Raw genomic sequence first — 25,335 nt, 5'->3', positions numbered from 1 at the left:
CGCCCGGGAATTCGTACTTCGACAGCAGCTCGCGAATTTCCAGCTCAACCAGGTCGAGCAGTTCCGCGTCGTCGACCATGTCGACCTTGTTCATGAACACGACGATCGCCGGAACACCAACCTGGCGGGCCAGCAGAATGTGCTCGCGCGTCTGCGGCATCGGGCCGTCAGCCGACGACACAACCAGGATCGCGCCGTCCATCTGCGCGGCTCCCGTGATCATGTTCTTCACGTAGTCGGCGTGGCCGGGGCAGTCGACGTGCGCGTAGTGACGGTTGGCCGTCTCGTACTCAACGTGCGCCGTCGAGATCGTGATGCCGCGCGCCTTCTCTTCCGGCGCCTTGTCGATCTGGTCGTACGCCGTAAACGTCGCACCGCCCGTCTTCGCCAGCGTCTTCGTGATCGCCGCCGTCAGCGACGTCTTGCCGTGGTCGACGTGCCCGATCGTGCCGATATTGCAGTGCGGCTTGTTACGGTTGAACTTTTCCTTCGCCATGCCCTGATTCCGTAGTGGTGGCGCCCAAGAGTGGGCTGGTGAGCGCCCCCGTAAGGGGTGCGAAAACGCGCGGCTTCTAGCCGGTCAAACGACCTGACGCAAGCAGGGGGCCGCACAAGAGGGCGGCTGGAGCGGGTGAAGGGAATCGAACCCTCGTCATAAGCTTGGAAGGCTTCTGCTCTACCATTGAGCTACACCCGCAGCTCCGCGCGGCGCCTTCTGTATCAGAAGTCCGAGCCGGCGAGAAAGGTGGCGACCAGCCGCTCGCAGCCGGCCCGATCCACTGCGTCAAACCGGCCTTTGCGCGGGCTGTCGAGGTCCAGCACGCCCAGCACCTGCCCGTCCCGCACCAGCGGCACGACCAGCTCGCTCTGCGAAGCGGCGTCGCAGGCGATGTGGCCGGGGAAGGAATCGACGTCTTCGACCAGCACGCTTTCTTTCCGGGCGGCCGCGGTTCCGCACACGCCCCGGCCCATGGCGATTCGGATGCAGGCCGGCTTGCCCTGGAACGGGCCCAGCACCAGCTCGCCATCCTTCATCAGATAGAAGCCGGCCCAATTCAGATCGGGCAGCGAATGAAACAACAGCGACGACATGTTGGCCGCGTTCGCGAGCCAATCGCGTTCGCCGGTGAACAGTCCTTCAAGCTGCTGCGCAATGTCGTCATACGCCGTCTGTTTGTCGGCGGAGACGGTACGAAGTTCGTGCATCAGGGAATGAAGTAGAACGGGTTCGGCAATTTGAACCCCTTCTCGGCGTGACCGCCGTCGAGATCCGATTGCTGGTCGCCGATATTCACGACGATCGTGTAGCCCTCGGCTTCGATTGCCGCACGCGCCGCCGATTTGAAATCGGCTGACGATTTGTCGGACGGAAAGTTATTCGGCTTCAGCACGACACGCGTCCACGCGTCATAGCCCGCGAATTTGAGATTTTTCTCGGTACCGGCGCGGCGCGGCTCGCGGCGGCCGGTGATGAAAAACACATCCACGCCCAGTTCGCGCGCCCGGCGATATAGCGCCAGCGTCGGCTGCAACGCCGGCATCGTGCCCGCGTCTTCGAACGCGATCGAGTTGCACGGACCTTTGGGCAACTCAGAGCAGGTGCCGTTGGTGATATAGCCGAAATCGTTGGCCTGGATTGCCGACCAGGTGGTGAGCGCGGTGTCGTCAATGTCGAACACGATCGCCGGACGCGTCACGCGCGATGCGCGCTGCTCGAGATAGGCGGTTGCGTCGGCAGCAACCTTGGCAAACTCGGCATCGTAGCGTCCGTCGTCGTGATAGGCGCGCGCTGCCAGCTTGACCTGACCGACATTGGCCAGCTGCTGCCCCGGGGTGCAAGCGGCAAGCGTGAGCACGAGCAGCGGCAGGAAGCGGAGCGGGCGCGACATCATCTCGGTGCCGTACCGCGCCGCTGCGAAGTGGGCAACAAAAAACCCCGCCGGTTGCCCGGCGGGGTTCCTGTGTCGAGCCGAAGCTCGAAGTCTTAGAAGTTGAACTGCGTACGGAGCGCCAGAGCATCCATCTTGAAGCCCTGCGGAACGTTGGTCAGCACCGCCGACTTGGTGATGTCGCCGGTGATGTAGTTCAGCATGAAGCGCACGTTGTTGTTCACGTACCAGTTCACACCGAACGTCCAGAGCGCCTGCTTGCCACCATTGACGATGAAGCCGCCGTTGGTGTCGTTCAGGTTGACGTAGCTGTAACGCACGCCGACTTCCCACGCACCGATACCACCGGTCTCGAGTGAGAACGGACGGGCCGGCTTCGGCGAACCGAAAGCACCCGTACCGATGTTGTACGCACGCGACTCGCCGGTGAGGACGTAGGTCGCCTGCCCATAGTAACCGCTAAAGTCGACGCTTGGGTTGATGCGGTTGGTGATGCCCGTGCCGCTGACAAGCATGTTCTGCGTTTCGTAGCCGAAACGGAAATACTCACCTTCGAAGTAGAAGTTGCGATACGCGCCGGCCAGTTCGAGGCCGTATGCGTAGGCATTATCGATGTTGAGCGTTCCGCCCGAGGCGTTGGTGTTGGCAGCCGCGACCGCGCTCACGAACGAGCGGCCGTCGACACGCAGTTCCGGACGATCGGCGAAACCGCCGATAAGCGGCTTCGGACCAGGCGTGGTGTTCTGCGTGTTCTGCAGAACCTTCTGGCCGTTGATGCCGATGTGGATCACGCCCACGTCCGACTTGTACGGCAGGAAGGCCGCGCGGCCCACGATGCCGATCTGTTCGTCACCAGCGGTCGTGCCCGAGGCGAGCGGGCCGTTGCCGACCGTCGAACCCGTGACATAACCCGACGCGAACACGGTGTCGGTGTTGAAGCGGAAGCCGACCGCAGCGCGCGACTCGGTCGCCGCGATACCTTCGGTGATGTTCGTAACGGCAGCGCGTTCGATGAACGCGAGATCGTTCGACGACATCGCTTCCGAGATGTTGTTCTGCGGATCGAGGTAGCCGATATCGAACTTCCAGTTCTTGATACCGCCGTACGTCAGGCGAGCTTCCTGGAGCAGCGCGGTCGAGTTCGAAAGTTCCTGGCCCGAGCCACCCGCGTTGAGGTTCAACGCGTATTCCCAATCTTTCCACAACTTGCCTGTCACACCGAAGAAGGCGCGACGAACGTTCACGCCGTTGTTCAGATCAGGCACGCCCGTCGACGGCGAACCGTCTTTCGACTTGGTCGAGAAGTAGCTCGCCGTGTCGAAGTGGATGCGGCCGGTCACGGCGAACGAGAAGTTGCCGTCGTTGGTCGCGAGGGTCGGACGGCCGTTCGGCAGCGTCACCTTCACGTCAGACGCGGAAGCCTTCTTCAGCTCCTCAACCGTCTTCTCAGTCGCGACAACCTTGGTGCCGAGCGAGGCCTTCAGGTCATTCAGCTGCTTCTGGAGATCCAACACCTGCTGGCGCAGCACTGCCGTGTCCGACGTCGCCGTCGTGGTGGTGGTCTTTGTGGTTTTGGTCGTAGTCGTCTCGGCAGCGAACGCGTCCGTCGACACGGCGAATGCCGCGGTCAGGATCGTTCCGGCCAGAAGAAGCTTCTTCGACGTCATCGGGGGTAGTCTCCGTCAGGTCTCGTTGGTGGGGCCTGCGTCGCAAGTCCTGCAGCATCAACTGCATCGCCTCCTCCCGGGGGCGACGGCCGGAAACTAAGCCAGCGATGGTTTACGAAGAACCACAACTAAGCCCCTGATGTGCGGAAGTTCCTGTCTGTGGCAGAAGGGCCACAGAACGGTCGCGTACATCACAAATCAGCTCCACTTCCGTGCTGTCCAAGGACGAATGAACCCACCCAATTCCTCTGCCATGCCACCTGCCATACGCGTGCTGGTTGCGTACTGGGGACGTTATGGCGGCGGGGGCAAGCTGACCGCCCAGCTCGTCCCGGCGCTGGCCGCCGATTCGCGATTCGCCGTGAGCCTGTCCTTGTCGCGACAGGCCGAGCATTTCGCTGAGAGCCAAGCGCTGCAGGTCCCGCTTTGGCCGATCGATACGTTTCAAACCATGGCCGGCCTGATCGGCCGGACGCTGCTGCTTCCGCTTACGGCATGGCGTTTTCGCGCCGCCCTGCGCCGCAACCGGATCGACGCCGTCGTGGTGGTGATGCCGCATGTGTGGGACCGGGTGTTTCAGATCGTGGCGCAGGCGGCCGGCGTGCACTGGCTGGTCTGGGCGCATGACGCCGATCAGCATCCGGGTGAGCGATCGCGCCTGCTCGATTGGCTGCAAGGCCGCGAATTTGTGGCTGCCGACGCCGTCATCACCGCATCGCGCTTTGTCGCTGCGCGCTTGCAGGCACGGCGCAAGCTCGCCGCCGATCGCATCGTGCAACTGTTTCTACCGGTTCTGACCTATCCCGGCGCGGTGCAGAAAGCGCGGCCGCGCAAACCGTTTCGGTTTCTCTTTTTCGGCCGGCTGCTGCCGTACAAGGGCGTGCCGTTGCTGCTCGAAGCATTCGCAAAACTGCGCGCGCACAATATCGATGCGACGCTGACCATTGCCGGTGACGGTGCGATCGACGCACCGGTCGCGTCGATCACGCAGCCCGGCGTGACGCTGCAGCAAGGCTGGATCGAGCCCGATCAGATCGGCGCCGTGCTCGCCGCGGCCGATGCGATGGTGGTGCCGTATGTCGAAGCCAGCCAGTCCGGCGTCATTGCAGCGGCGTACGGCGCCGGCCTGCCGGTAATTGCAACGCCGGTCGGCGGGCTTGCCGAACAAGTCGTGCCGGAACAAACCGGACTCGTCACGACTGCGATCGACGCCGCTTCGTTGGCCGATGCGATGCGCCGCCTCGTCGAAGACGGTGCGTTATATGCGCGTTGCGCGGCCGGCGCCGCGCAACAACAAGACACCAATAGCTGGAAACATTTTGCGTCGCTGCTCGGCGACGCAATCGAGAACGTCGTTACTCGCCGACCAGCTGACGCTTCGCTTCGCTAAGCGCGACGCCGATCTGCTTGCGCAAGGTTGCGTCGTCGAGTGCCTTGTTGGCAGCTGCAAGATCGGCGCGCGCTTTCGCCAACAGGTCATCGTCGCCGACTTCTTCGAAATCCGCCGAAATCATGTCTTTGGCGTAACTTTCGGCGGCATCGCCGGAAAGCCCGAGCTGTCCCGCAATCCAACCACCGAACAAGCGGGCGCGGCGTGCGTGCACGCGAAACCGCAGCTCTTCGTCGAGGCTGAACTTTGCTTCGAAGGCTTTTTCACGATCGTCGAAACTCGTCATGCGTAGACCCGTGGTTTCGTAAGTGAGCTGACTTATAAGAGCCGCACGTTGGTAGCACCCGTCTCTCGTCAGGACTAGGAGCCCCAGTTGCCAAACGATTGGTCGAACGATTTCCCGATCACACGTCGCCGCCTGTTTACTTACACGTCGGCGCTGGCCGGCATGTCGGCAATACCAACCTTGCTCGGCTGCGCCACCACGCCGCGCGCCGCGCCGTTGCGCGACCCGTTCACGCTCGGTGTCGCATCGGGTGACCCAAGTGCGGACGGCATGGTCTTGTGGACGCGGCTGGCGACCGAACCGCTGGCGCAAGACGGGCTTGGCGGCATGCCGAACATCGCGATTCCGGTCGCTTGGGAAATCGCCAGCGACGAGCAGATGCGCAGCATCGTTGCGCGCGGCGATGCGGTCGCATCACCCGACGATGCGCATGCGGTGCATGTCGAAGTCGCGAACCTGCTTCCCAACCGGCCGTACTGGTATCGCTTTCGCGCGCTCGGCGCGGAAAGCGGCATCGGCCGGACGCGCACCGCGCCGGCAGCGACCGACAAAATCGATCGTCTACGCCTCGCTTTTGCGTCCTGTTCGAACTGGGAACTCGGCTATTTCGGCGCCTACCAGCACATGGCGGCCGAAGATCCCGACCTGGTCATGTTCCTCGGCGATTACATCTACGAATACAGCTACAAGCCCGACGAACGTGAAGCGAAAGGCGTCGTGCGCGCGCACGATCGTCAGGCGAAACTGACCGAGCTCGCCCACTATCGCAGCCGGTACGCGCAGTACCGCACCGATCCCGACTTGCAGGCGCTGCACGCAACCGCACCCTGCCTGATGACGTGGGACGACCACGAAGTCGAAAACGACTATGGCGGCCCCTATTCCGAGTGGAAGAACACGTCGGAAGCGACGCTGCTGCAGCGTCGCGCCATGGCCTACAAAGCTTATTGGGAGAACATGCCGCTGCGAAAACCGAAGCGGCCGGTCGGTCCCGATGCACGCATCTATGACCGTTTGCGTTGGGGCGATCTGGCGCAGTTCACCGTTCTCGATGGACGGCAATACCGCACGCACCAGCAAGCCTGCCCGATCCCAACCGATCGCAAGCGCGGCGGCCACATGGTCACCGATGCCTGCACCGAACGGCTCGATGACAAACGTTCGATGCTGGGATTCGAGCAGGAAAAATGGCTGTTCGACGGCTTCAAGCGCGATCGTGCGCGCTGGAATCTGTTTGCGCAGGATCTGCTGGTCGCCGAAGTCGTGTCACCGCTCAAAGACGGCACGCTCGGCAACTGGACCGACGCGTGGGATGGCTGGCCCGCGACGCGCGCGCGGATGTTGCGCGCCATGAACCAAGCCAAGTTGAAGAACGCCGTCTTCTTCGGCGGCGACATTCATTCCTTCTGGGCGACCGACCTCAAGACCGACAATCACAAAGCCAATCTCGCCGCCACAGCGACCGAGTTCGTCGGCACATCGGCGACGCATACATCGACGCCGCCCTACGATTACGCCGACATCGCGCCACATAACCAGCACATCAAATTCTACGACCGCAGCAAACGCGGCTACGCCTCGGTCGAGATCACCAAACAATCGGTCGAAACGCGCTTCCAGGCGCTCGACAATGCACGCGACTCCAAGACAGGTGTTTCCACCTTGGCAAAGTTTCACGTCGAAAACGGCCGCGCAGGAGCGATCAAAGCCTGATGTGTACCTTCGTTGTCCTGCGGCGGCCGGGCCATGCCTGGCCGGTCTTGATCGCCGCCAATCGCGACGAGCTGCGGTCACGCCCGTGGTTGCCGCCCGGTCGTCACTGGCCCGATCACGAGCTCGTCGGTGGGCTGGACCAGGTCGGCGGCGGCACCTGGATGGCGATCAACGAAAGCGGCCTGGTCGCCGGCGTGCTCAATCGCGAGAACACGCTGGGGCCGCTGGCGGGCAAACGCAGCCGGGGCGAGTTGCCGCTCGAGGCGCTCGATCATGCCGATGCGGCCGCCGCGGCCGAGGCGCTGGGCGGGCTCGATCCCCGCTCCTACCGCCCGTTCAACCTGGTGCTGGCCGACAATCGCGACGCCTTCGTCCTGTGCCACCGCGACCCGAGCGGCGAATTCCCGATCGAAGTCCGCAAGCTTGGCGTCGGGATCAGCTTCATCACCGCAGCCGAGCCGGACGACCCCAAAAGCCCCCGCGTCGCTTTTCACAAGCCGCGCTTTGCCGCCGCCCCGGTGCCCGATCCCGACAAAAACGACTGGGCGTCCTGGGAAATATTGCTGGCCAGCCGCGACCGGGCCCCAGGCGCGCCGGCAGGCGGCGCGATGTTCGTCGAAGGCTCGAACGGGTTCGGCACGGTCTGCGCGTCGCTGGTGGCGCTGCCCGCGCCAGGCGATCCACCCCGCGATCCGATCTGGCGGTTTGCCGCCGGCGAGCCCGAGCGTTGGGAGTGGGTCAGCATCCCGACCCAGCTCGGTTGAAAGCCGTATCCGCGGCCTGTATGTTTTGGCCTCGGAACCGCGCGCAGGAATCGCCGCGGTTCGTTTTCTTTTCGGGAGACGCCCAGAGGTGAAGATGTCCCGTCGTCGGCGCATCTACGAGGGCAAGGCCAAGGTCCTTTTCGAAGGCCCTGAGCCCGGCACGTTGATCCAATACTTCAAAGACGACACCACGGCCTTCAACAACCAGAAGAAGGACGTGCTGTCGGGCAAAGGTGTGCTGAACAATCGTATTTCAGCCTACCTGATGACCAAGCTCGCCGAGATTGGCGTGCCGACGCATTTCATGCGCCGGCTCAACATGCGCGAGCAGCTCGTCCGCGAAGTCGAAATCATTCCGATCGAAGTCGTCGTGCGCAACATCACGGCGGGTTCGTTCTGCAAACGCTTTGGCGTGCCGGAAGGCCAGGTGCTGGAGCGTTCGATCATCGAGTACTTCTACAAGAAGGACGAACTCGGCGATCCGCTGGTGTCGGAAGAACACATCACCGCGTTCAAATGGGCGACGCCGCACGAACTCGACGAGATCGTTGCGCTCACCATTCGCGTGAACGACTTCCTGTCGGGTCTTTTCCTCGGCATCGGTCTGAAGCTGGTCGATTTCAAACTCGAGTTCGGTCGCATGTGGACCAACGACGAGATGCACATCGTGCTGGCCGACGAAATCAGCCCCGACAATTGCCGTCTGTGGGACGCGCAGACCAACGAGAAGCTCGACAAGGACCGGTTCCGCCAGGATCTCGGTCGCGTCGTCGAAGCCTATCAAGAAGTCGCGCGCCGTTTGGGCCTGACGCCCGAAGACGGCCCCGCCGATACGGCCGCCACGCCGCTCACCCCACTCGTAATTCCGCCTGCACGATGAAAGCTCGCATCTTCGTTACGCTGAAAGACGGCGTGTTGGATCCGCAGGGCAAAGCGATCGGTCACGCGCTGACCGGTCTCGGCTTTGCCGGCGTCGGCGACGTTCGCCAAGGCAAGCTGATCGAAATCGATCTGCCCGGTGCAAAAGACGAAACCAGCGTGCGCACGCAACTCGAAGAGATGTGCCGCAAGCTGCTCGCCAACCCGGTGATCGAAGACTTCAAGGTCGAACTGGCGTCCCAAATCCAAAGTTCGTAAGCCGATGTGGCGAGTTCCGACGAACGTTGGATTTGATAAGGACGCCAGCAAATCAATGTTTGTCGTGCGCCTTCTGGATTTGAAGTTCGCACGGTGCCTGCCCCAAGGCTGGGCGAACTTCAAATCCGGCGCACGACCGGCGTGAGCGCCGCGAAAACGAAACCGGCCGGTGGCACCGACGAGTTGCTGCTGGCCGATCTTCCTGAAATTTCCCGTGGTCTCGATGCGCTCGCCGAGAGCGATGCGCGTTTCGCCGACCTGCGTCCGCGCTTAAAGCTGCGCCGCAAGCGCGAAGGCTTCGCCGGTCTGGTTCGCATCATTCTGGGCCAACAAGTCTCCACGCTTGCCGCCGAAGCGATGTGGAACAAGCTGGTCGTCGCCACCAAGAATCGCGTCGAACCCAAGGTCGTCGCAAATCTCAGCGACGAGACGCTCGCGGCCTGCGGGTTCAGCCGGCAGAAGGTGAAATATGTCCGCGCGCTTGCTGCGGCGATTTTGGACGGCACGCTGAATCTCGATGAAGTCGATCGCGCCGATGACGAGACCGCGATCGAGCTTCTGATGCGCCTGCCCGGCTTCGGCCGTTGGTCGGCGGAAATCTATCTGATGTTCTGCCTTGGCCGCGGCGACGTCTGGCCGGCTGGCGATCTCGGCATCGTGCTGGGACTTGAGACGTGGCACGGGCTGAAAGCGCGTCCGACGCCGATCGATGCGCGCAGCCTCGGCGACGCATGGAAACCGCATCGCACCGCCGCCGCTTTGTTTCTGTGGCAACACTATACCGAGCACGCGATTGCCCAGCGTGCGGCCAAAAAAGCTGCACCAAAGCCCGCCAGGAAAACTGCGACGAAAGCGGCAAAGAAAACCGCTGAGCGGAAACGCTAGGAACCACCGGGCGAAAGACGGTGTTCGCTGGATCGAACGGAGGATCCAATGCCGCAACGCTCGCTTGCTCGTCACGACTCGTTTTTTGATAAGATCGCCGCTGATCCAGCCTGGATCGGACCGGCCGTCGCACTCGTCGGCCTTCTCGGTGTTCGGCGCACCGTCAAACTCGCCGCGCTTGGCGCCGCAGCAGTGTGGCTGCTCGAACGCACACGGACCTTCGCCGATAATCGCGCTACGCACCGCGAACGCGACGAACAGGTCCATATGTCCAGCGAAGACTCGTTCCCGGCCAGCGATCCGCCCAGCTACACGGGCGCGAACGCCACCAAAACGCATTAGGGAAAAGCCGCAGCGCGACCGAAATCACTGGTCCCGGTTCTCCGGCGCACAATGGGCCCGGTGAAATCGGCGCGCGCTGCGTATCGAGGACGCGAAGTCCGCGACTAACAGGCGCTTCGCAAGCAGCGTGCCGCCATAGGCGCTGCCTCAATTTCAACAGCGCGAAATTGCGACGTGTAAAAGATCGCTACGGCAGGAACTGTTCTTTGAGAATGCGCTCTTCGAGCGCGTGTTCGGGATCGAACAACACCGACAAGGTCACGGCGCGATCTTCGTAGATGCGCACCTCGGCGACTTCGCGCACTTCGGTGAAGTCGGCGACCGCGCTGACCGGACGTTTGGCTGCTTCCAGCACGGTAATCGTAATCCGCGCTTGGTGCGGCAACAGCGCGCCGCGCCAACGGCGCGGCCGGAAGGCGCTGATCGGCGTCAACGCCAACACGCCGGCTTCGAGCGGCACGATCGGACCACCAACCGAGAGATTGTAGGCGGTTGATCCAGCCGGCGTCGCAACCATCGCGCCGTCGCAGATCAGTTCATCGAGGCGCACGCGCCCATCGACTTCGATCACCAGCTTGGCGGCTTGGCGCGTCTGGCGCAGCAGCGAGACTTCGTTGATCGCCAGCGCTTCGACTTTGCTGCCGTCGACCCGCGTCGCGCACATGCGCAGCGGGTGCAGGGCAGCGCGATGTGCCGCGACAATGCGCTCGACCAGCCCGTCTTCGCGGTAGTGGTTCATCAGGAACCCGACCGTGCCGCGATTCATGCCATAGACAGGCACGCCGTCACCCATGAAGCCGTGCAGGGTCTCGAGCATGAAACCGTCGCCGCCCAGCGCCACGATGGCGTCGGCGGCCTCGGGCGCGACCGAGCCATAGCGGGCGGACAGCCGGGTGGCGGCGTCACGGGCTTCCTCGGTCTCGGCACAGGCAAAAGCGAGTCGCATAGCTGCTTCTTAGCAGGCTTCCTGTGGTTGCGCCGACTCGGTCACGACCCTAGGTTCGCGCCCATCATGCAAGCCGCCGTCGTCGTCTTCCCCGGTTCCAATCGCGACCGGGATGCCGTGCGCGCGCTGACGCTCGTTATGGGCCGCGCCCCGCACACCGTCTGGCACCATGCGACCGAATTGCCCAAAGCCGATCTGATCGTGCTGCCAGGCGGTTTCAGTCACGGTGACTATCTTCGATGCGGCGCCATGGCCGCCCATTCGCCCGTGATGCGTGAAGTGCGCGCCGCGGCCGAGCGCGGCGTGCCGATCCTGGGCGTGTGCAACGGGTTTCAGATCCTGGTCGAGGCGCATCTGTTGCCGGGCGCGCTGCTGCGCAATGCGGCGCTGAAATTCTCGTGCAAGCGCGTGACGTTGAAGGTCGAAACGTCGAACAGCCCGTTCCTGCGCCGCTACAATGCCGGCGAGCAGATCGTGATCCCCAGCGCGCACGGCGAAGGCAATTACTTCGCAGCGCCCGACGTGGTGAAACAGCTCGAAGACGACGACCGCGTCGCCTTCCGCTACGCGCATTCGCACAACGGTTCGGTCAAGGACATCGCCGGCATTCTGAGCGCGAACCGCCGCGTGCTCGGCATGATGCCGCATCCCGAAGACGCAATCGAAGAACTGACCGGCGGCACTGACGGCAAGCGCCTGTTCGAAAGCATCGTTGAGGCGGTCGCCCAGTGACGAACGTATTCTCGGAACGCGCCGTCGATCTCGACCTGGCGCGCGAACACAACCTGTCGGTCGACGAGTATGAGCGCATGTTGCGCATCGTCGGTCGCGAACCGTCGCTGACCGAACTCGGCATCTTCTCGGCCATGTGGTCCGAGCACTGCAGCTACAAATCTTCCCGCGTGTGGCTGAAGAAGCTGCCGACCACTGGTCCGCGCGTGATTTGCGGCCCAGGCGAGAATGCCGGCGTCGTCGATATCGGCGACGGCCAGGCCGTCATCTTCAAAATGGAAAGCCACAACCATCCGAGCTTCATCGAGCCCTATCAGGGCGCGGCGACCGGTGTGGGCGGTATTCTGCGCGACGTGTTCACGATGGGCGCGCGTCCGATCGCGAACATGAACGCGCTGCGCTTCGGCGATCCGAAACATCCCAAGACGCGGCATCTGGTGAACGGCGTCGTCGCCGGCATCGGCGGCTACGGCAATTCGGTCGGCGTTCCCACTGTCGGCGGCGAAACCGAATTTCACGCCGGCTATAACGGCAACATTCTCGTCAATGCGATGACGGTCGGCATCGCCAACGCCGACAAGATCTTTTATTCGGCTGCCGCAGGCTTGGGGAATCCCGTCGTCTATGTCGGTTCGAAAACCGGACGCGACGGCATTCGCGGCGCCGTGATGGCGTCGGCGGAATTCAGCGGCGACAGCGAAGCGAAACGCCCGACCGTGCAGGTCGGCGATCCCTTCACCGAGAAGTTGCTGATCGAAGCCTGCCTGGAATTGATGGCGACCGATGCGATCGTGTCGATCCAGGACATGGGCGCTGCCGGCCTGACGTCGTCGTCGGTCGAGATGGCCGACAAAGGCGGTCTCGGCATGGAGCTCGATCTCGGCCGCGTGCCGCAGCGCGAGCGCGGCATGACGCCGTACGAAATCATGCTCTCCGAAAGCCAGGAGCGCATGTTGATCATCTTGAAGCCGGGCCGCGAGAAACTCGCCGAAGCGATCTTCCACAAATGGGAGCTCGACTTTGCGGTGATCGGCAAGCTCACCGACACGGGTCGTCTCGTGCTGCGCATGAACGACAAGCTCTATTGCGATCTGCCGGTGCGGCCGCTGGTCGACGAAGCGCCGAAATACGAACGGCCGTGGGAAAAGACGCCGACGCCGGCGCCGCTCGACGCTGCTTATGATCTGCCGTCGGCACCGCTCGACGTGCTGCAGAAACTGATCGCGACGGCCGATCTCGCATCCAAACGTTGGATCTGGGAACAGTACGACTCGCTGGTGCGCGGCGACACTGTGTGGGGGCCGGGTCAGGCCGACGCAGCTGTCGTGCGCGTCGACGAAACCACCAGCAAAGCCGTTGCCATCACCACCGACTGCACGCCGCGTTACTGCGTTGCCGATCCGGTGCAGGGCGGACGACAAGCGGTTGCCGAAGCGTGGCGCAATTTGAGCGCGGTCGGTGCGCTGCCGCTTGCGGTCACCGACAACATGAATTTCGGCAACCCCGAAAAGCCGCGCATCATGGGACAGTTTGCGGGCTGCATCGAAGGCATGGCCGAAGCATGCATCGCGCTCGACTTCCCGGTCGTGAGCGGCAACGTCTCGCTCTACAACGAAACTGACGGCGAACCGATTTTGCCGACGCCCGCAATCGGCGGCGTTGGGTTGCTCGACGACGCACGTCGCGCAGTCGGTCTGTCGCTGCGCGATGGTTTGACGTTGCTGCTGGTCGGCGAACCCGGCACCGGCCATCTCGGCCGCACGCTCTATCTACGCGAGATCCACGGCAAAGAAATGGGCCCGCCCCCGCCGGTCGATCTCGCCGCCGAACGCCGCACCGGCGACTTCGTGCGCGGCCAGATCCAGGCCGGCCACATCCAGGCCAGCCACGATGTCGGCGGCGGCGGCCTGCTGGTCGCGATCGCGGAAATGGCGATGGCGAGCGGCATCGGCGCCACCCTGGCGCTCGAAGAAAAGGCCGGGCTGCTGTTCGGGGAGGACCAGGGGCGCTATATCCTGGCCACCAACCAGCCGGACGTGGTGACGCGTGCGGCCGAACAGGCAAAGGTCCCGGTGCGCCGTATCGGTCAAAGCCAAGGCACCGCGTTGAAGCTCGGTGCGGCTTCGGTCGAAGTCGCGGCGCTGAAACAGGCGAACGAAGCCTGGTTGCCGGCCCTCATGGCAGGAGAAATCTAACGATGGCGATGGATGCCACGCACATCGAACAGCTGATCAAGCAGGCGCTGCCCGACGCCGACGTGCGGATCGATGATCTGCGCGGCGACGGCGACCATTACGCCGCACATGTCACGTCGTCGGCCTTCAAAGGCTTGACCCGTATCCAACAGCACCAATTGGTGTACCGCGCGCTGCAAGGCCGCATGGGCGGCGAACTGCACGCGCTGGCGCTGCAGACCGCTGCGAAGGACTGAGAGAAGGAACGATTGAGATGACCGACCAGACGGTCCTGGACCGCATCAAGAACGAAGTGACCACCAACGACGTCGTGCTGTTCATGAAGGGCACGCCCGTCTTCCCGCAATGCGGCTTCTCGGCCGCGGTGGTGCAGGTGCTGAACTATCTCGGCGTGCCGTACAAAGGCGTCGACGTGCTGCAGGATCCCGGCCTGCGTCAGGGCATCAAAGATTACGCCCAGTGGCCGACCATTCCGCAGCTCTACGTCAAAGGCGAATTCGTCGGCGGCTGCGACATCGTTCGCGAAATGGCGCAGACCGGTGAGCTCACCACCTTGTTGAGCGACAAGGGCGTCGCAGTTCAGGCGCGCGCTTAACCTGCAACACGACGTTCTTCCGGACCTGCTGCGTCCGGATCTCGATCTGGTTTTCTGTGGTACTGCGCCCGGGCATGTCTCTGCCCGGGCGCAAGCATATTACGCCCACAAGCAGAACAAATTCTGGCCGACCCTATTCGCTGTCGGCCTGACACCGCGCCTGTTCGCGCCGCACGAATTTCCCCAACTGCTCGATCTCAACATCGGCCTCACCGATCTGTGCAAACACGCGTCGGGCATGGATCACGAATTGCCGCGCGATGCATTCGACGTCGATGGGCTGCGCCGCAAGCTCGAAACCTTCCGTCCGCGCGTGCTGGCCTTCACGTCGCTGAACGGTGGTCGCGCTGTGTGCGGGAAGAAAGCCGTCTACGGGCCGCAGGAACTACGCATCGGCGACACCGAGCTTTGGATCGTCCCCTCGCCTTCACCGGCGGCGATGAATGCGTGGACGCTCGAACCTTGGCGCGCATTGTCTGTTCGTGTGCGCGGAAGCTCCGCTTCCGCTGGATCGTAGTTCGCCTACGGCGAAACGATCATGGGCCGGCGCGCCGAAACGTCAAGTTGAAGCGATACGGCAAAGCCCCCGCCGCAACCGGCGACACGCCGTGCTTCGCTTTACGTGCGGGACCGCCAAAGACGACGACGTCACCGTCACTGAGCGGAATAACCGCGTCTGCGATCTTGAATCGCGCCGGCAGTCCCAGCGACACCGACACGATTGGCTGGTTGAAATCCAATTCGTCCTTGTCGACATGCGCGCCCATCTTGGCGCCCGGCGCGTAGCGATTGATCAGGCAGGAATCGGGATCGAACCCGACAAAGCCCGCACGCGCAGCAGCATCGATGGCGAGCGTACGAAACGCATCCGGCATCGCGGGCCATGGTCTTCCCGTCACCGGATCGATCGTCTCGTAACGATAGCCACGCGCATCGGTGTACCAGCCGCGCGCGCCGCAGCTCGTCGTCGCCACCGACATCGACTTGCCGCCCGGCACGGTCATGCTGCGAAACGGCGACACCGATGCGATGTCGTCGATCAACGGCAGCAGAACACGCGCATCGGCAAAACCGCGCAGCAGCACGACGCCGTCGCGGATGGTTTCGATGTTGCTGGCGAAGAGATCGGCCATGACGTGAGCCTAAACGAAAAAGGGCCGCGGTTTGCACCGCGGCCCTTCTTGATCGGAATGGTCCGACTGATCAGCGCGAATAATATTCGACGACCAGGTTCGGTTCCATCTGCACCGGGTACGGAATGTCGGTCGGCTTCGGGCCACGAACGAACGAGCCCTTCATCGCCTTGTGATCGACTTCGACATAGTCCGGCACGTCGCGCTCGTTGAGCTGCGTGGCAACCACCACGACCTCAAGCTGCTTCGACTTGTCCTTCACTTCGATCACGTCGCCATCCTTCACCGAGTAGGACGGAATGGTGACGCGCTTGCCGTTGACCTTGATGTGGCCGTGGCTGACGAACTGACGCGCGGCAAACACCGTCGCGACGAATTTCATACGGTAGATGACCGTGTCCAGGCGGCGCTCGAGCAGTTCGAGCAGCAGATCGCCCGTGTCACCGCGACGACGCACGGCTTCGGCGTAGTAACGGCGGAACTGACGTTCGCCGATGTTGCCGTAGTAGCCCTTCAGCTTCTGCTTCGCCATCAGCTGAATGCCGTAGTCGGTCGGCTTCTTGCGGCGCTGGCCGTGCTGGCCCGGGCCGTATTCACGCTTGTTAATCGGGCTCTTGGCACGACCCCACAGATTGACGCCAAGACGGCGGTCGATCTTGTGCTTGGAGTTTTGACGCTTGCTCATCGGTCTCTCATTTTTGCGCGATCATTCGATCGCTTGGGTGTCCCGATAGGCCCCCGGTCTTGCGACCGGCGGCGGGACATCGGCCCTAGGGCCCATATCCACGTTCTCGGGAAGAAGGCGCGCACCATAGGGATGGCGGCCTCGGAGTCAAGAAATCCGGGCCTTTAGCTGCCCCTGGAGGTCCGGCTGCGACCGCTTAGCGCAACGATGACCCCATGGAAGGTCCGGACCTCCTGCTCGGTCATCTGGGTCCGCTGCAGCAGGTTGTAGAGGTTCCGGGTCATCGAGGGCCGCTGCTGCTCGCTGGTATAGAAGCCGCCCGCGGCCAGGGCCTCGTCCAGGTGCCGGAATAGATTCTCGACCTCGTTCTTGGTCGCCGGGGCCACGCCGCTCGTATCCATCACCGACGGCTCGACCTCGATTCCGGCCCGCCGCCAGGCATAGCCGACCAGCAGCACCGCCTGGGCCAGGTTTAACGAGGAAAAGGCGGGATTGACCGGGATGTTGAGGATCGCGTCGGCGCGCGGGATGTCGTCGTTGATCAGCCCCATCCGCTCGGCCCCGAACAGAATGCCGCTGCGCTGCCCCTGGGCGGCCCGCGCATGGAGGCGCTGGGCCCCCTCTTCCGGGGTGACGATCTCTTTGACCATGTCGCGCGGGCGGGCGGTGGTCGCCAGCACGTAATGCAGGTCGGCGAGCGCCGCCGCGGTGGTCGGGTAGAGCTGGGCCGCCTCCAGCACCGCGCCCGCGCCCGATGCCGCGGCGGTCGCGCGTTCGTTGGGCCAGCCGTCGCGCGGCGCCACCAGACGCAGCTCGGTCAGGCCGCAATTCAGCATGGCGCGCGCGCAGGCGCCGATATTCTCGCCCAGCTGCGGGGTCACCAGGACCACCACCGGCGTATGTCCAACCATCGTCATGCAGGGAGCGATAGCAGGCTCTGCCCCGCCGCGTCGAAGCACCTTCACAAAATCGTCGCTTAAGTCATGTTGCGATTCTGCGTTCGTGCCGTAGGATCGGCATCGACGTGGAGTTGCAGGATTCTTTTCTGGGCGGAGCTGGATGGACGTACGCACGAACGCTGCGCTGGCTGCTTGGATCGATGGCGCCACGCATCGCCTGCCGAGTGGCTGGACGTTGATCGAACGCGCCGCGGACTACACCGACTATTCCGGCGCCGCTGTCGGACGGCACGACCCCCGCGCCAGCGCGCAGGCCGGCAGCGACCGGTTCAACGAAATCATGGTCGTGAATAGCGGTCAGCAGCGCGACGCACGCCAAGAGATCGACGCCGACGCGATCCCCAATCTCGAAGCGGCTGGCCGCTTCTGGCGCCGGGTCAACGATCGCTACGGCGAACCATCGGGCATTCGCGTCGATGCGACCGGCCACGGATTCGGCGGCACCTGCGCCTATGCGCAACGCGCATCGGCAATCGAATCCGGCCTGCCGCAAGACGCCTGGCCCGAAATCGTCGCCTTCGCGACCCTGGGCGATGGTGGGCTGATTTCGGCGCGCTGGCCGCAAGCGACCGCCGACCGATTCACCCAGGCGATGAACTATGTGCGCGTCGACGACCGGATCGCCGGCCCGTATGCCAGCCCAGGCTCAATGCCGTCGCTGGGACAGAACGTGCTGCTGCCGCGCGATCGCAACGCTGACGGGCCGCTCGGCGCGCATGCGGTGAACAGCACCTTGCGTTGGACCGAAGGCGAAATGCCGGTCGAAGAATCGCGCCTGTGGTCGAATCTGCGCGTGTCGCTGACGCCGGAAGCGCCAAGCGTCGAACGCTAAGCGAACGACGCGCGCGTTTTCGCCAGGCCTTCGTCGAGCGTCGTCACCGCTTCAAAGCCCAGCGCATCGCGCGCGCGGCTGGGATCGCCCAGCGAGGCACGCACATCGCCCGCACGCGCCGGCCCGTGTTCGATCACTGCCGGAACACCACACGCTTTGGCGATGCCATGCGCAAGGTCGAGCACGCTGGTCGCGCGACCGGTGCAAACATTGAACACCGGATGTTTGCCGCCATCGCGGTCCATCGCCGCGATCAGCGCGCGCACCACGTCGCCGACATAGACGAAGTCGCGCGTCTGCAAACCGTCGCCGAGCACGGTGACTTTGCCGTTGAGCAACGTGCGATCGAAGAAGATCGAAATCACGCCCGAATAGGGCGACTTCGGGTCCTGGCGCGGCCCATAGACATTGAAGAAGCGGCAACCCGCCGTCGGCACGCCATGCACGACGGTGGCGACACGTGCATGAAGTTCGGACGCCAGCTTGTCGGCGCCATAGGCCGAGAGCGGGCGCGTTTCCGCCGTCTCGCTCAACGGGAGCGCATCATTGTCGCCATAGGTCGCAGCCGACGACGCATAGACGACTTTTGCCGCGGCGTTCGGTTTTGCGCGGCGCGCAGCGTCGAGCACGGCAATCGTGCCGACCAGATTGGCGCGGTTGGTGCCCAGCCAATCCCGGTTGCCACGTTCGACGGATGCGATCGCAGCCAGATGAAAACATCCGTCGGCGCCCGCCATCGCGCGCGCCACTGCCCGATCATCGGCAACGTCGCCGACAATCAATTCCGCGTTGCCGGGAATGTTGTCGCGCTTGCCGGTCGACAGATCGTCCAGAATGCGCACCTTGTCGCCGCGCGCCAGCAACGCTTCGGTCAGGTGCGAACCGATGAAACCGGCTCCACCAGTGACGAGAAACAGACGGCTCACGTCGCGACTCCAGCAAGCTGACGCTTCACGAGGTCACCGAAATCGGCCACGTCGATCGGCTTGGATCGGAATTCGGTGAAGCCGGCTTCCCGCAGCGTCGATTCCTGGTTGGTCGACAGACGCGTCGTGACCGCAATGATCGGAACTTTGTCCAATCCTTCGATCGCGCGGATTTCGCGCGTCGCTTCGATTCCGGTTCCGTCAGGCAAGTTGATGTCCATGATGATGAGTGCGGGCATGGTTTGGCGTGCCAACGCCAGCGCTTCGCGTTTCGTCCCCGCCCGTACGCTGCGAATGTCCAACTGCCGGAAAATGGCCTGGTACATCCGGTTCTGCAGATCGCTGTCTTCGACGATCAGCACCGTCGGGCGTTGTTCGCCCGTCACATTGGTATTCATCGGAGGCCCTGATTATTCGCGACGAAGGTCAGGTACGGCAGCCGGCCGACAGCGCGCGCTGCCAGCACATAGGCAACCAGGAACGTAACCAGCGCCGCTAGAAAATATCCGTACCCATACCATGCGAACCCTGCTTCACGGCTGATCCAGGCGAACAGCCCGGTCGTGACCAGAAAGACGCCGTACACGACCATCAGATGTTTGCGCAGATCGAAATAGCTGAGCACGATACCGCAGAACAGGGTCAGCGCATGAAACAGAGCCCCCAGACAGCCGAACCGGAAAATACCGATCTGCGCGAAGTCAGACCGCGTAACGTCCAGAATCGAGGCTGCCAGCAACACCATCAGCAGACAGACCACGGTTTGCAGCACCGTCACATTGCGCAGGGACTCGACCAGAACGTCGATAATCGAGCGATGGTTGCGTTCGATCGTCGACCACGAACCATGGCCCTGAATGTCGCGATAGAATCGTAGATAACGTTCGAAGAACCGCGTCTCGATCGAGATCAAAAAGATCGCCAGCCCGGGCAGGATCGACAGATACGCAAGGAACATGGCCGAATCGTAAGTCGGGTACGAAATCATCGCACCGGCAATGGTGCGCCGTTCGGGCGCGAACCACATGATCCATTTATCGATCCAGATTGCGGCGTTGTAGAAGCCGCCAGCCAACGCCAGCTCCCAATAGCGGGCGAAATATTTGAGGAAGCCGAACGGCGTTTTCACGCGGTACGGATATTCGGCCAGCACGCGTGCGATCAGCGCGAAAAAGATCACCAGAAGTCCGACCGTAAAGCCGCCCAGAATCCCCGCCGCGCCAACCGTGTTTGCAAAGGCGACCGCCAGAACGAAGGCGAGCAGCATGCCGATCCCGAAGGTCGCCGCGATGGTGCGATAGGATTTGAGCGCGGACAGAAAGATCGCGACCACCCAGATGCCGCCAACCGCGAAGAAATTCGCAATCGACAACAGCCGCGTCGCCAGATCCATGTCGACGACGAACAGATAATAGGGAACGCCAAACGCGCCTTGGATCGCGAACTGCAAGGTCAGCGCGCCCAACATCATGCCGGGTGCTTCGCTGACATCCTTGCCGTAAATCAGATCGGCGAGATAGCGCGTCGCGACCATCGTGATCGGTCCCGCGACCACGAGTGAGAAGCCGAAATTATAGACGACGACGATGCGGAAGATTTCGACCGCATCTTGCGGTACGAAATTTCCCAGCAGCACGTTGACGCCGGTCAGCGCGAAAATCGTGAACAGCCACGGCCCCGACGAAATCAGCGCCGCGTGCGCATAGGCACCCGCCAGTCCCGACAGATCGTCGCGCTCGGTCAGACGGCGCAGCGTGAACCCAATGCCGGCCAACTTATGACTCCAACGTCCAACTACCCCTCTCCCCGAGGGAGAGGGGATCTGCGGTGCGCATGCGCGTGCTTTTCATGCGGCTGCCTGTTTGGTCGACGGTTTCGCGTCGGGCGCCGCCAGATGTTTGGCGTAGAGATCGGCATAGACGCGATCGATTTCGCGCTTGTTGTAACTCTTCTCGACCCGCGCCTTCATCGACGCTGCAGCAGCCGCGCGCTGGCGCGGATCCAACAGCAACTCGGCCAGCGCACGCGCCGTCGCCATCGGGTTGGAGAGCGGCGTGATTTCGCCGCCCTTGCCCAGCCACGGCTCCTCGTCAGGACGGCCGTAAATGATTTCGCGGCAGGACCCGACATCCGTCGCCACCGACGGAACGCCAGCCGCGCCCGCTTCGAGGATGACCAATGGCTGCGCTTCGCTGATCGAGGTCAGCGCGATCACATCGACGCGGCCGAGCTGTTCGCGAATATTGACCTTGCCCATGAATTTGAGCGTGCCTTCGAGCAGGCCGAGATGCGCCGCCATGGTCCGGCATTCTTCGGCGTAGACCGCATCCTCGTCGTCCGGCCCCCAGATCTCGGCTTGCAGATCGGGCACTGCTTCACGCAGCGCGCCGATCGCACGAATGAACGTCTTCACGTCTTTGATCGGCACGACGCGCCCGATCAATACCACCGTCGGACGGCGCGCTTCGGTCGAGCGCACGATAGTTGCGTAGCCCGCATAGTCGATCCCGTTGGGAATGATGCGCAGCCGATCGGGCGGCGCGCCGTCGCGTTTCTGCAGTTCCTGGTTGCCGCCATAAAGCGTGACGATTTCGGCGCAGGCCTCGTAACAGGCGCGGCTATAGCCGACGAAGGCGTCGATCCAGAAGTCGCGCAGGTCGCGCCTCGATTTGTCGATGTCGAGCGATGCGGTCGCGCGTGTCGTCAACCAATCCGCCATCGCGATCTCGACGCGGCGCTCGTTGGTGTAGATGCCGTGTTCGGTCAGCAAGGCTGGACGACCCGTCTCCAACGCAGCCCGCGCCAATAGCACGCCGGCATAGCCGGTCGACACGGCGTGATAGACGCGTGCCGGCGGCAACTCGGCGAGCAAGGTTGCGAACAAGCCGCCGGCCAACGAACGCCAGCTCCAGAAGTAATCGAGAAACGAGGTGCCCGGCAGGCCGCGCTCATACATGCCGACGATCATCTTCCAAGAGTCTTCGGCATTGAGGAGATCGGTGCGTGCGGTTTCGGGGTCGGTCTTCAACGCCTCGATCACCTGCGCCAAATCGTCGAGCGAACCTTGCTGCAGCAGACGCGACAGCGGCGGCTCCATCCGCTCGACCATGCGCGTGAAGCGGCGTCCGCCGCGGCCGCGGCGCGATTTTTCCTGCAGATAGATTTCCTGAATGCCGACGACGTTGGACGGTACGTCGAATTTGCGTGCGCGTTCGGCCCGGTCGGGCAACAACGCCACGATCGAGAACGTCAGGTTCGATTGCGCTTTGATCAGGTCGTGCACCCACACCGACACGCCACCCGCCACATACGGATAGGTGCCTTCCAGGATCAGGCAGATATCTGCTTTGGGCAGCGTCACGTCTGGTTCCCAAACGAAGCGGTGACGACGGCGGCGAAACCGGGATCGCCGCGCTCGGTCATCGGACGGCCGGGCAATTGCGCGGCGCTTTCGGCCCAAGCCTCGATCGCGTCGGCCAGTTCGACCGGCACATCACGCATCGACAGCAATTTGGCGCGGTGGCGCACGCACAGCGCGCGCAATTCCGAGAACCGTCCCAACCGGTAGAGACATTCGAGCTGCCAGACGATGGTCGTGCCCGGCGCACCGAGCTGTTCGATTTTCTCGAACTCGACCAGCGCCTCTTGCAACCGGCCCAACCGCACCAGCAGGCGGCCCATCGCATGCAGCGGACGCACGTCGGTCGGCGCCATGCGATGGCAGGCAGCAAACAAGACCAGCGCGCGTTCGCGCGTGTCGGCGCTGCGCTGTTTGTCGAGCAGGCCCGCAGCCGCCCAGTCATCCATCAAGCTCGCGCGCGCCCAGGCCAGGTCGTAACTGTCGCCGACATCGGCAACATGTTCTTCGAGTTTCATCAACCGTTCGAGAAACTGGTTCTCCAGCTGCGCCACCGCGGTCGCCGCCTGCACGCGCACCGCCGGTTCGACGTCGTTCAGCGCTGCACGCAGGGCTGGCGCAAACGCGGTGCGGAAATTATCGGCGACCAGCGCGATCACCGATCGTTTCTGGTCGACCGTGCCGTTGGCCATCATGTCGGTGAAGCTGGCGACGCTGGATCGTTCCAGCGATCCGTCGAACCCTTCGATGATCGAGCGATAGGTCGCCTCGACCGGATCCTTGATCTCGTCGGGAAACAGCGACGCGTACCATTCGTCGAACGGCGTCGCGCTGCGCTGGTACCAGGCGATCATCGCCATCGTGATCAGCGTGCCGATCGCGCCCAGCGGTCCCATCGTGATGGTGGTGAGGCCCAGCAGCCAGGCGACGCGACGGCCATGGCGGCGGCGCGAACTCGATCGCGCCCACAACAACAAAGCAAAGCCGACACCGATATGACCGGCCGCGGCCATCCACGGCGCCAGCCTTCCGTCGATTGCCGCGCCGAGCAAAGTCGCATCGGCGACAGCAACCGCAATCGACAAGACGGCGGTTTCCGCCGTCAGTCGTAAACGCAGCCGATCGCGTACGCGGTCTTCGTCAGCGATCGGCATGCATCGTCGGGTCTCCTTACCCTGCCTGCACCGAGGCGATGAAACCGCCGACTTCGGATCGCAGCCGTTCCGATTCCTTGGCCAGCATCCGCGCGGCGCTCAACACCTGTGTCGCCGCACCGCCGACTTCGGACGAGCTTTGCGACAAGGCGCCAAGAGTCGACGCAGCATCCTGCGCGCCCGCAGCCGCGCTGCTGACGTTGCCTGCGATGTTGCGCGTTGCAGCACCCTGCTCTTCGACCGCCGCCGCAATCGCGGTGGTGACCTGGTCGATTTCACCGATCACCTGACCGATGTCGCGGATCGCATCGACCGTGCCGGTGGTCGCATGCTGAATCGCGGCAATCTGGCCCGAGATTTCTTCGGTCGCACGCGCGGTCTGACCCGCCAGCGCCTTCACTTCGTTCGCGACGACGGCAAAGCCTTTGCCCGCATCGCCGGCACGCGCCGCTTCGATCGTGGCGTTGAGCGCAAGCAGATTGGTCTGTCCGGCAATGTCCTGAATCAGACGCACGACTTCGCCGATCTTCTGCGCCGACTCTGCCAAGCCACGCACGGTCTCGTCGGTGTTCTGCACCGTCAAGACCGCCTTTGACGCGATGCTGGAGCAGGTTTCGACCTGACGGCCGATTTCCTGCGCCGACGCAGCAAGCTGTTCGGTTGCGGCTGCAACCATCTGCACGTTGTTCGTGGTCTGGTCGATTGCCGATGCAGCAGCACCGGCTTGGCTGTTGGCATTGTCCGCAACTGACGACATCGAGCCGGCAGTCGCTTCCATCTGCGTTGCCGCCGACGACACGCCCTGCACGATCGAACCGACGCGGGCTTCGAAGCCGCTGCCGAGTTCGCGGCGCGCCTGACGACGCTCTTCGGCCGCACGTTCTTCGCTTGCCTTTTGGTCCTGGCGCAGCCGGTCGTTTTCCTGCGCCTGCTGCTTGAACACGTCGACTGCGCTCGCCATCGCACCGATTTCATCGGCGCGACCGAGGCCGACGACTTCCACGCGCAGATTGCCCTGCGCCAGGTCGGTCATCGCGTTTTCCAGACCGGCGAGCGGCTTGGTGATCGAACGGCCGACCAGCTGCGCGGCCACCGCGCCGACGATCGCCGTCAACAATACGATCGCGCCGAGGCGCAGCGCGAAGGTCCGGTACAGCACGTCGATGTCGTCGATATACACGCCGGTGCCAATGAACACGTTCCACGGCTTGAACGCTGCGACATAGGTCAGCTTCGGCTGCAGCGGCGCGCCCGGGGTGCGCGGATAGTCGTACGGAACCATCGCTTCGCCGGTCGGCGAATTAGCGACCGCGTCGCGCAACATGCGCGTGATGTACTGGCCGTTGGTTGCGACATCGAGACGGTTGGTGCCGATGAAGGCCGGGTTGCCGTGCGCGATGCTGAGCCCATCCATGTAATAGGCCAGAACGTAATCGTTCTCGGGTCCGTACTTCATCGACGACAGCGTCTTGCCCCACGCCTTGATCGCGTCTTCTTTCGAAATCTTGCCGGCTTTGATCTCAGCCTCGTAGCTCGCGGCCAGCGTCTTCGTCGTATCGACGATCGCATGCAGCGCGAAGATTCGATCCTCGACCATCTGCGCGCGGTTCATTTGCAGCGCGATGAAGCCGACGACGGCGAGCGAAACGGCGACCAGCACGCTGAGCAATGTCAGCTTGGTTTGGACGCGCAGATTTCGCAGGCGGGTGTACAGAGACATGGAACGGACCTCCCGAAGTTGCGGGGA

General features: G+C 63.3%; 28 protein-coding genes and 1 tRNA gene. 13 read left to right on the top strand and 16 right to left on the bottom strand.

Annotation, left to right across the window (positions count from 1 at the left end; genetic code table 11):
* From TMPK1_RS20920 to TMPK1_RS20900, 5 genes are all read right to left on the bottom strand, one after another.
* The coding region (locus tag TMPK1_RS20920) for a GTP-binding protein (protein ID WP_420245583.1) at positions 1–496 on the bottom strand (496 nt) is incomplete at its 3' end.
* 127 nt (positions 497–623) lie between these two features.
* Positions 624–697, bottom strand: a tRNA-Gly gene (locus TMPK1_RS20915).
* A gap of 23 nt (positions 698–720) precedes the next feature.
* Positions 721–1,206 (bottom strand): GAF domain-containing protein, encoded by a 486-nt coding sequence (locus TMPK1_RS20910; RefSeq protein ID WP_420245582.1) that lies wholly within the window; start codon positions 1,204–1,206, stop codon positions 721–723.
* Positions 1,206–1,889: an HAD family acid phosphatase gene (locus TMPK1_RS20905; protein WP_420245580.1), complete on the bottom strand. Its 684-nt coding sequence runs from the start codon at positions 1,887–1,889 to the stop codon at positions 1,206–1,208. The genes TMPK1_RS20910 and TMPK1_RS20905 overlap by 1 nt, the downstream gene beginning before the upstream one ends.
* 95 nt (positions 1,890–1,984) lie before the next feature.
* A complete protein-coding gene (locus TMPK1_RS20900) occupies positions 1,985–3,556 on the bottom strand; it encodes an OprO/OprP family phosphate-selective porin (RefSeq protein WP_420245578.1) in 1,572 nt (523 codons plus the stop codon).
* 253 nt (positions 3,557–3,809) lie between these two features.
* Between TMPK1_RS20900 and TMPK1_RS20895 the strand changes: the two genes are divergently transcribed.
* Positions 3,810–4,946, top strand: a complete 1,137-nt coding sequence (locus TMPK1_RS20895; protein ID WP_420245577.1) for a glycosyltransferase family 4 protein — start codon at positions 3,810–3,812, stop codon at positions 4,944–4,946.
* Here the strand turns inward: TMPK1_RS20895 and TMPK1_RS20890 are convergent.
* Positions 4,912–5,232, bottom strand: a complete 321-nt coding sequence (locus TMPK1_RS20890; RefSeq protein ID WP_420245576.1) for a DUF1476 domain-containing protein — start codon at positions 5,230–5,232, stop codon at positions 4,912–4,914. The genes TMPK1_RS20895 and TMPK1_RS20890 overlap by 35 nt on opposite strands.
* An 87-nt stretch (positions 5,233–5,319) precedes the next feature.
* On the opposite strand from TMPK1_RS20890, the gene TMPK1_RS20885 reads away from it, so the two are divergent.
* The 6 genes from TMPK1_RS20885 (at position 5,320) to TMPK1_RS20860 (ending at position 10,073) form a co-directional block, all read left to right on the top strand.
* On the top strand, positions 5,320–6,945 hold the full coding sequence (locus TMPK1_RS20885; RefSeq protein ID WP_420245575.1) for an alkaline phosphatase D family protein: 1,626 nt from the start codon (positions 5,320–5,322) through the stop codon (positions 6,943–6,945).
* Entirely contained in the window at positions 6,945–7,709 is a 765-nt protein-coding gene (locus TMPK1_RS20880; RefSeq protein WP_420245573.1) for an NRDE family protein, read from the top strand. Before TMPK1_RS20885 ends, TMPK1_RS20880 begins: the two co-directional genes overlap by 1 nt.
* A gap of 94 nt (positions 7,710–7,803) precedes the next feature.
* A complete protein-coding gene (purC, locus tag TMPK1_RS20875; protein ID WP_420245572.1) occupies positions 7,804–8,589 on the top strand; it encodes a phosphoribosylaminoimidazolesuccinocarboxamide synthase in 786 nt (261 codons plus the stop codon).
* Positions 8,586–8,846 carry a phosphoribosylformylglycinamidine synthase subunit PurS gene (purS, locus tag TMPK1_RS20870; protein ID WP_420245571.1) on the top strand — a complete coding sequence of 87 codons (261 nt, stop codon included), beginning with the start codon at positions 8,586–8,588 and terminating at the stop codon, positions 8,844–8,846. Before purC ends, purS begins: the two co-directional genes overlap by 4 nt.
* Before the next feature lie 141 nt (positions 8,847–8,987).
* Complete coding sequence (locus tag TMPK1_RS20865) at positions 8,988–9,731, top strand: DNA-3-methyladenine glycosylase family protein (RefSeq protein ID WP_420245570.1); 744 nt, start codon at positions 8,988–8,990, stop codon at positions 9,729–9,731.
* A gap of 48 nt (positions 9,732–9,779) precedes the next feature.
* On the top strand, positions 9,780–10,073 hold the full coding sequence (locus TMPK1_RS20860) for a hypothetical protein (protein ID WP_420245569.1): 294 nt from the start codon (positions 9,780–9,782) through the stop codon (positions 10,071–10,073).
* 187 nt (positions 10,074–10,260) lie between these two features.
* On the opposite strand, the gene TMPK1_RS20855 is transcribed toward TMPK1_RS20860, so the two are convergent.
* A complete protein-coding gene (locus TMPK1_RS20855; protein WP_420245567.1) occupies positions 10,261–11,019 on the bottom strand; it encodes an NAD kinase in 759 nt (252 codons plus the stop codon).
* Positions 11,020–11,085: 66 nt separating this feature from the next.
* Here TMPK1_RS20855 and purQ point away from each other — a divergent pair, with 66 nt between their 5' ends.
* From purQ to TMPK1_RS20830, 5 genes are read left to right on the top strand one after another with little or no spacing between them, the layout of a single operon-like run.
* On the top strand, positions 11,086–11,751 hold the full coding sequence (purQ, locus tag TMPK1_RS20850; RefSeq protein ID WP_420245566.1) for a phosphoribosylformylglycinamidine synthase subunit PurQ: 666 nt from the start codon (positions 11,086–11,088) through the stop codon (positions 11,749–11,751).
* Complete coding sequence (gene purL / locus TMPK1_RS20845) at positions 11,748–13,946, top strand: phosphoribosylformylglycinamidine synthase subunit PurL (RefSeq protein WP_420245565.1); 2,199 nt, start codon at positions 11,748–11,750, stop codon at positions 13,944–13,946. The genes purQ and purL overlap by 4 nt, the downstream gene beginning before the upstream one ends.
* A gap of 2 nt (positions 13,947–13,948) precedes the next feature.
* The gene (locus TMPK1_RS20840) at positions 13,949–14,182 is read left to right on the top strand and encodes a BolA/IbaG family iron-sulfur metabolism protein (protein WP_420245564.1); all 234 of its coding nucleotides are present in this window, start codon (positions 13,949–13,951) and stop codon (positions 14,180–14,182) included.
* A 17-nt stretch (positions 14,183–14,199) separates the two neighbouring features.
* The gene (gene grxD / locus TMPK1_RS20835; protein WP_420245563.1) at positions 14,200–14,541 is read left to right on the top strand and encodes a Grx4 family monothiol glutaredoxin; all 342 of its coding nucleotides are present in this window, start codon (positions 14,200–14,202) and stop codon (positions 14,539–14,541) included.
* 1 nt (position 14,542) lies between these two features.
* The gene (locus tag TMPK1_RS20830; RefSeq protein ID WP_420245695.1) at positions 14,543–15,058 is read left to right on the top strand and encodes a mismatch-specific DNA-glycosylase; all 516 of its coding nucleotides are present in this window, start codon (positions 14,543–14,545) and stop codon (positions 15,056–15,058) included.
* A 19-nt stretch (positions 15,059–15,077) separates the two neighbouring features.
* On the opposite strand, the gene TMPK1_RS20825 is transcribed toward TMPK1_RS20830, so the two are convergent.
* The 3 genes from TMPK1_RS20825 to TMPK1_RS20815 form a co-directional block, all read right to left on the bottom strand.
* Positions 15,078–15,674, bottom strand: coding sequence for an alpha-ketoglutarate-dependent dioxygenase AlkB (locus TMPK1_RS20825; RefSeq protein ID WP_420245562.1), 597 nt, complete (start codon positions 15,672–15,674; stop codon positions 15,078–15,080).
* 70 nt (positions 15,675–15,744) lie between these two features.
* On the bottom strand, positions 15,745–16,359 hold the full coding sequence (rpsD, locus tag TMPK1_RS20820; RefSeq protein WP_420245561.1) for a 30S ribosomal protein S4: 615 nt from the start codon (positions 16,357–16,359) through the stop codon (positions 15,745–15,747).
* A 164-nt stretch (positions 16,360–16,523) separates the two neighbouring features.
* A complete protein-coding gene (locus TMPK1_RS20815) occupies positions 16,524–17,276 on the bottom strand; it encodes an RNA methyltransferase (RefSeq protein WP_420245559.1) in 753 nt (250 codons plus the stop codon).
* Positions 17,277–17,418: 142 nt separating this feature from the next.
* Between TMPK1_RS20815 and TMPK1_RS20810 the strand changes: the two genes are divergently transcribed.
* Positions 17,419–18,150 (top strand): hypothetical protein, encoded by a 732-nt coding sequence (locus tag TMPK1_RS20810; RefSeq protein ID WP_420245557.1) that lies wholly within the window; start codon positions 17,419–17,421, stop codon positions 18,148–18,150.
* Here the strand turns inward: TMPK1_RS20810 and TMPK1_RS20805 are convergent.
* The 6 genes from TMPK1_RS20805 to TMPK1_RS20780 form a co-directional block, all read right to left on the bottom strand.
* Entirely contained in the window at positions 18,147–19,076 is a 930-nt protein-coding gene (locus tag TMPK1_RS20805; RefSeq protein ID WP_420245555.1) for an NAD-dependent epimerase/dehydratase family protein, read from the bottom strand. The two genes, TMPK1_RS20810 and TMPK1_RS20805, sit on opposite strands and share 4 nt — an antisense overlap.
* Entirely contained in the window at positions 19,073–19,474 is a 402-nt protein-coding gene (locus tag TMPK1_RS20800; protein ID WP_420245553.1) for a response regulator, read from the bottom strand. The genes TMPK1_RS20805 and TMPK1_RS20800 overlap by 4 nt, the downstream gene beginning before the upstream one ends.
* Positions 19,471–20,850 (bottom strand): exopolysaccharide Pel transporter PelG, encoded by a 1,380-nt coding sequence (pelG, locus tag TMPK1_RS20795; protein ID WP_420245552.1) that lies wholly within the window; start codon positions 20,848–20,850, stop codon positions 19,471–19,473. The genes TMPK1_RS20800 and pelG overlap by 4 nt, the downstream gene beginning before the upstream one ends.
* Before the next feature lie 72 nt (positions 20,851–20,922).
* Entirely contained in the window at positions 20,923–22,437 is a 1,515-nt protein-coding gene (gene pelF, locus TMPK1_RS20790; protein WP_420245551.1) for a GT4 family glycosyltransferase PelF, read from the bottom strand.
* Entirely contained in the window at positions 22,434–23,588 is a 1,155-nt protein-coding gene (locus TMPK1_RS20785) for a tetratricopeptide repeat protein (protein ID WP_420245549.1), read from the bottom strand. Before TMPK1_RS20785 ends, pelF begins: the two co-directional genes overlap by 4 nt.
* Before the next feature lie 16 nt (positions 23,589–23,604).
* Positions 23,605–25,308, bottom strand: coding sequence for a methyl-accepting chemotaxis protein (locus tag TMPK1_RS20780; RefSeq protein WP_420245548.1), 1,704 nt, complete (start codon positions 25,306–25,308; stop codon positions 23,605–23,607).
* Between the last annotated feature and the right edge of the window lie 27 nt (positions 25,309–25,335).

This window comes from Roseiterribacter gracilis, assembly GCA_018332375.1.
In the GTDB taxonomy this organism is placed as follows: Bacteria; Pseudomonadota; Alphaproteobacteria; order BOG-932; family Roseiterribacteraceae; genus Roseiterribacter; species Roseiterribacter gracilis.
Note: the sequence above shows the minus strand (reverse complement) of the source record. Positions and strands in the feature narration are given on the sequence as shown.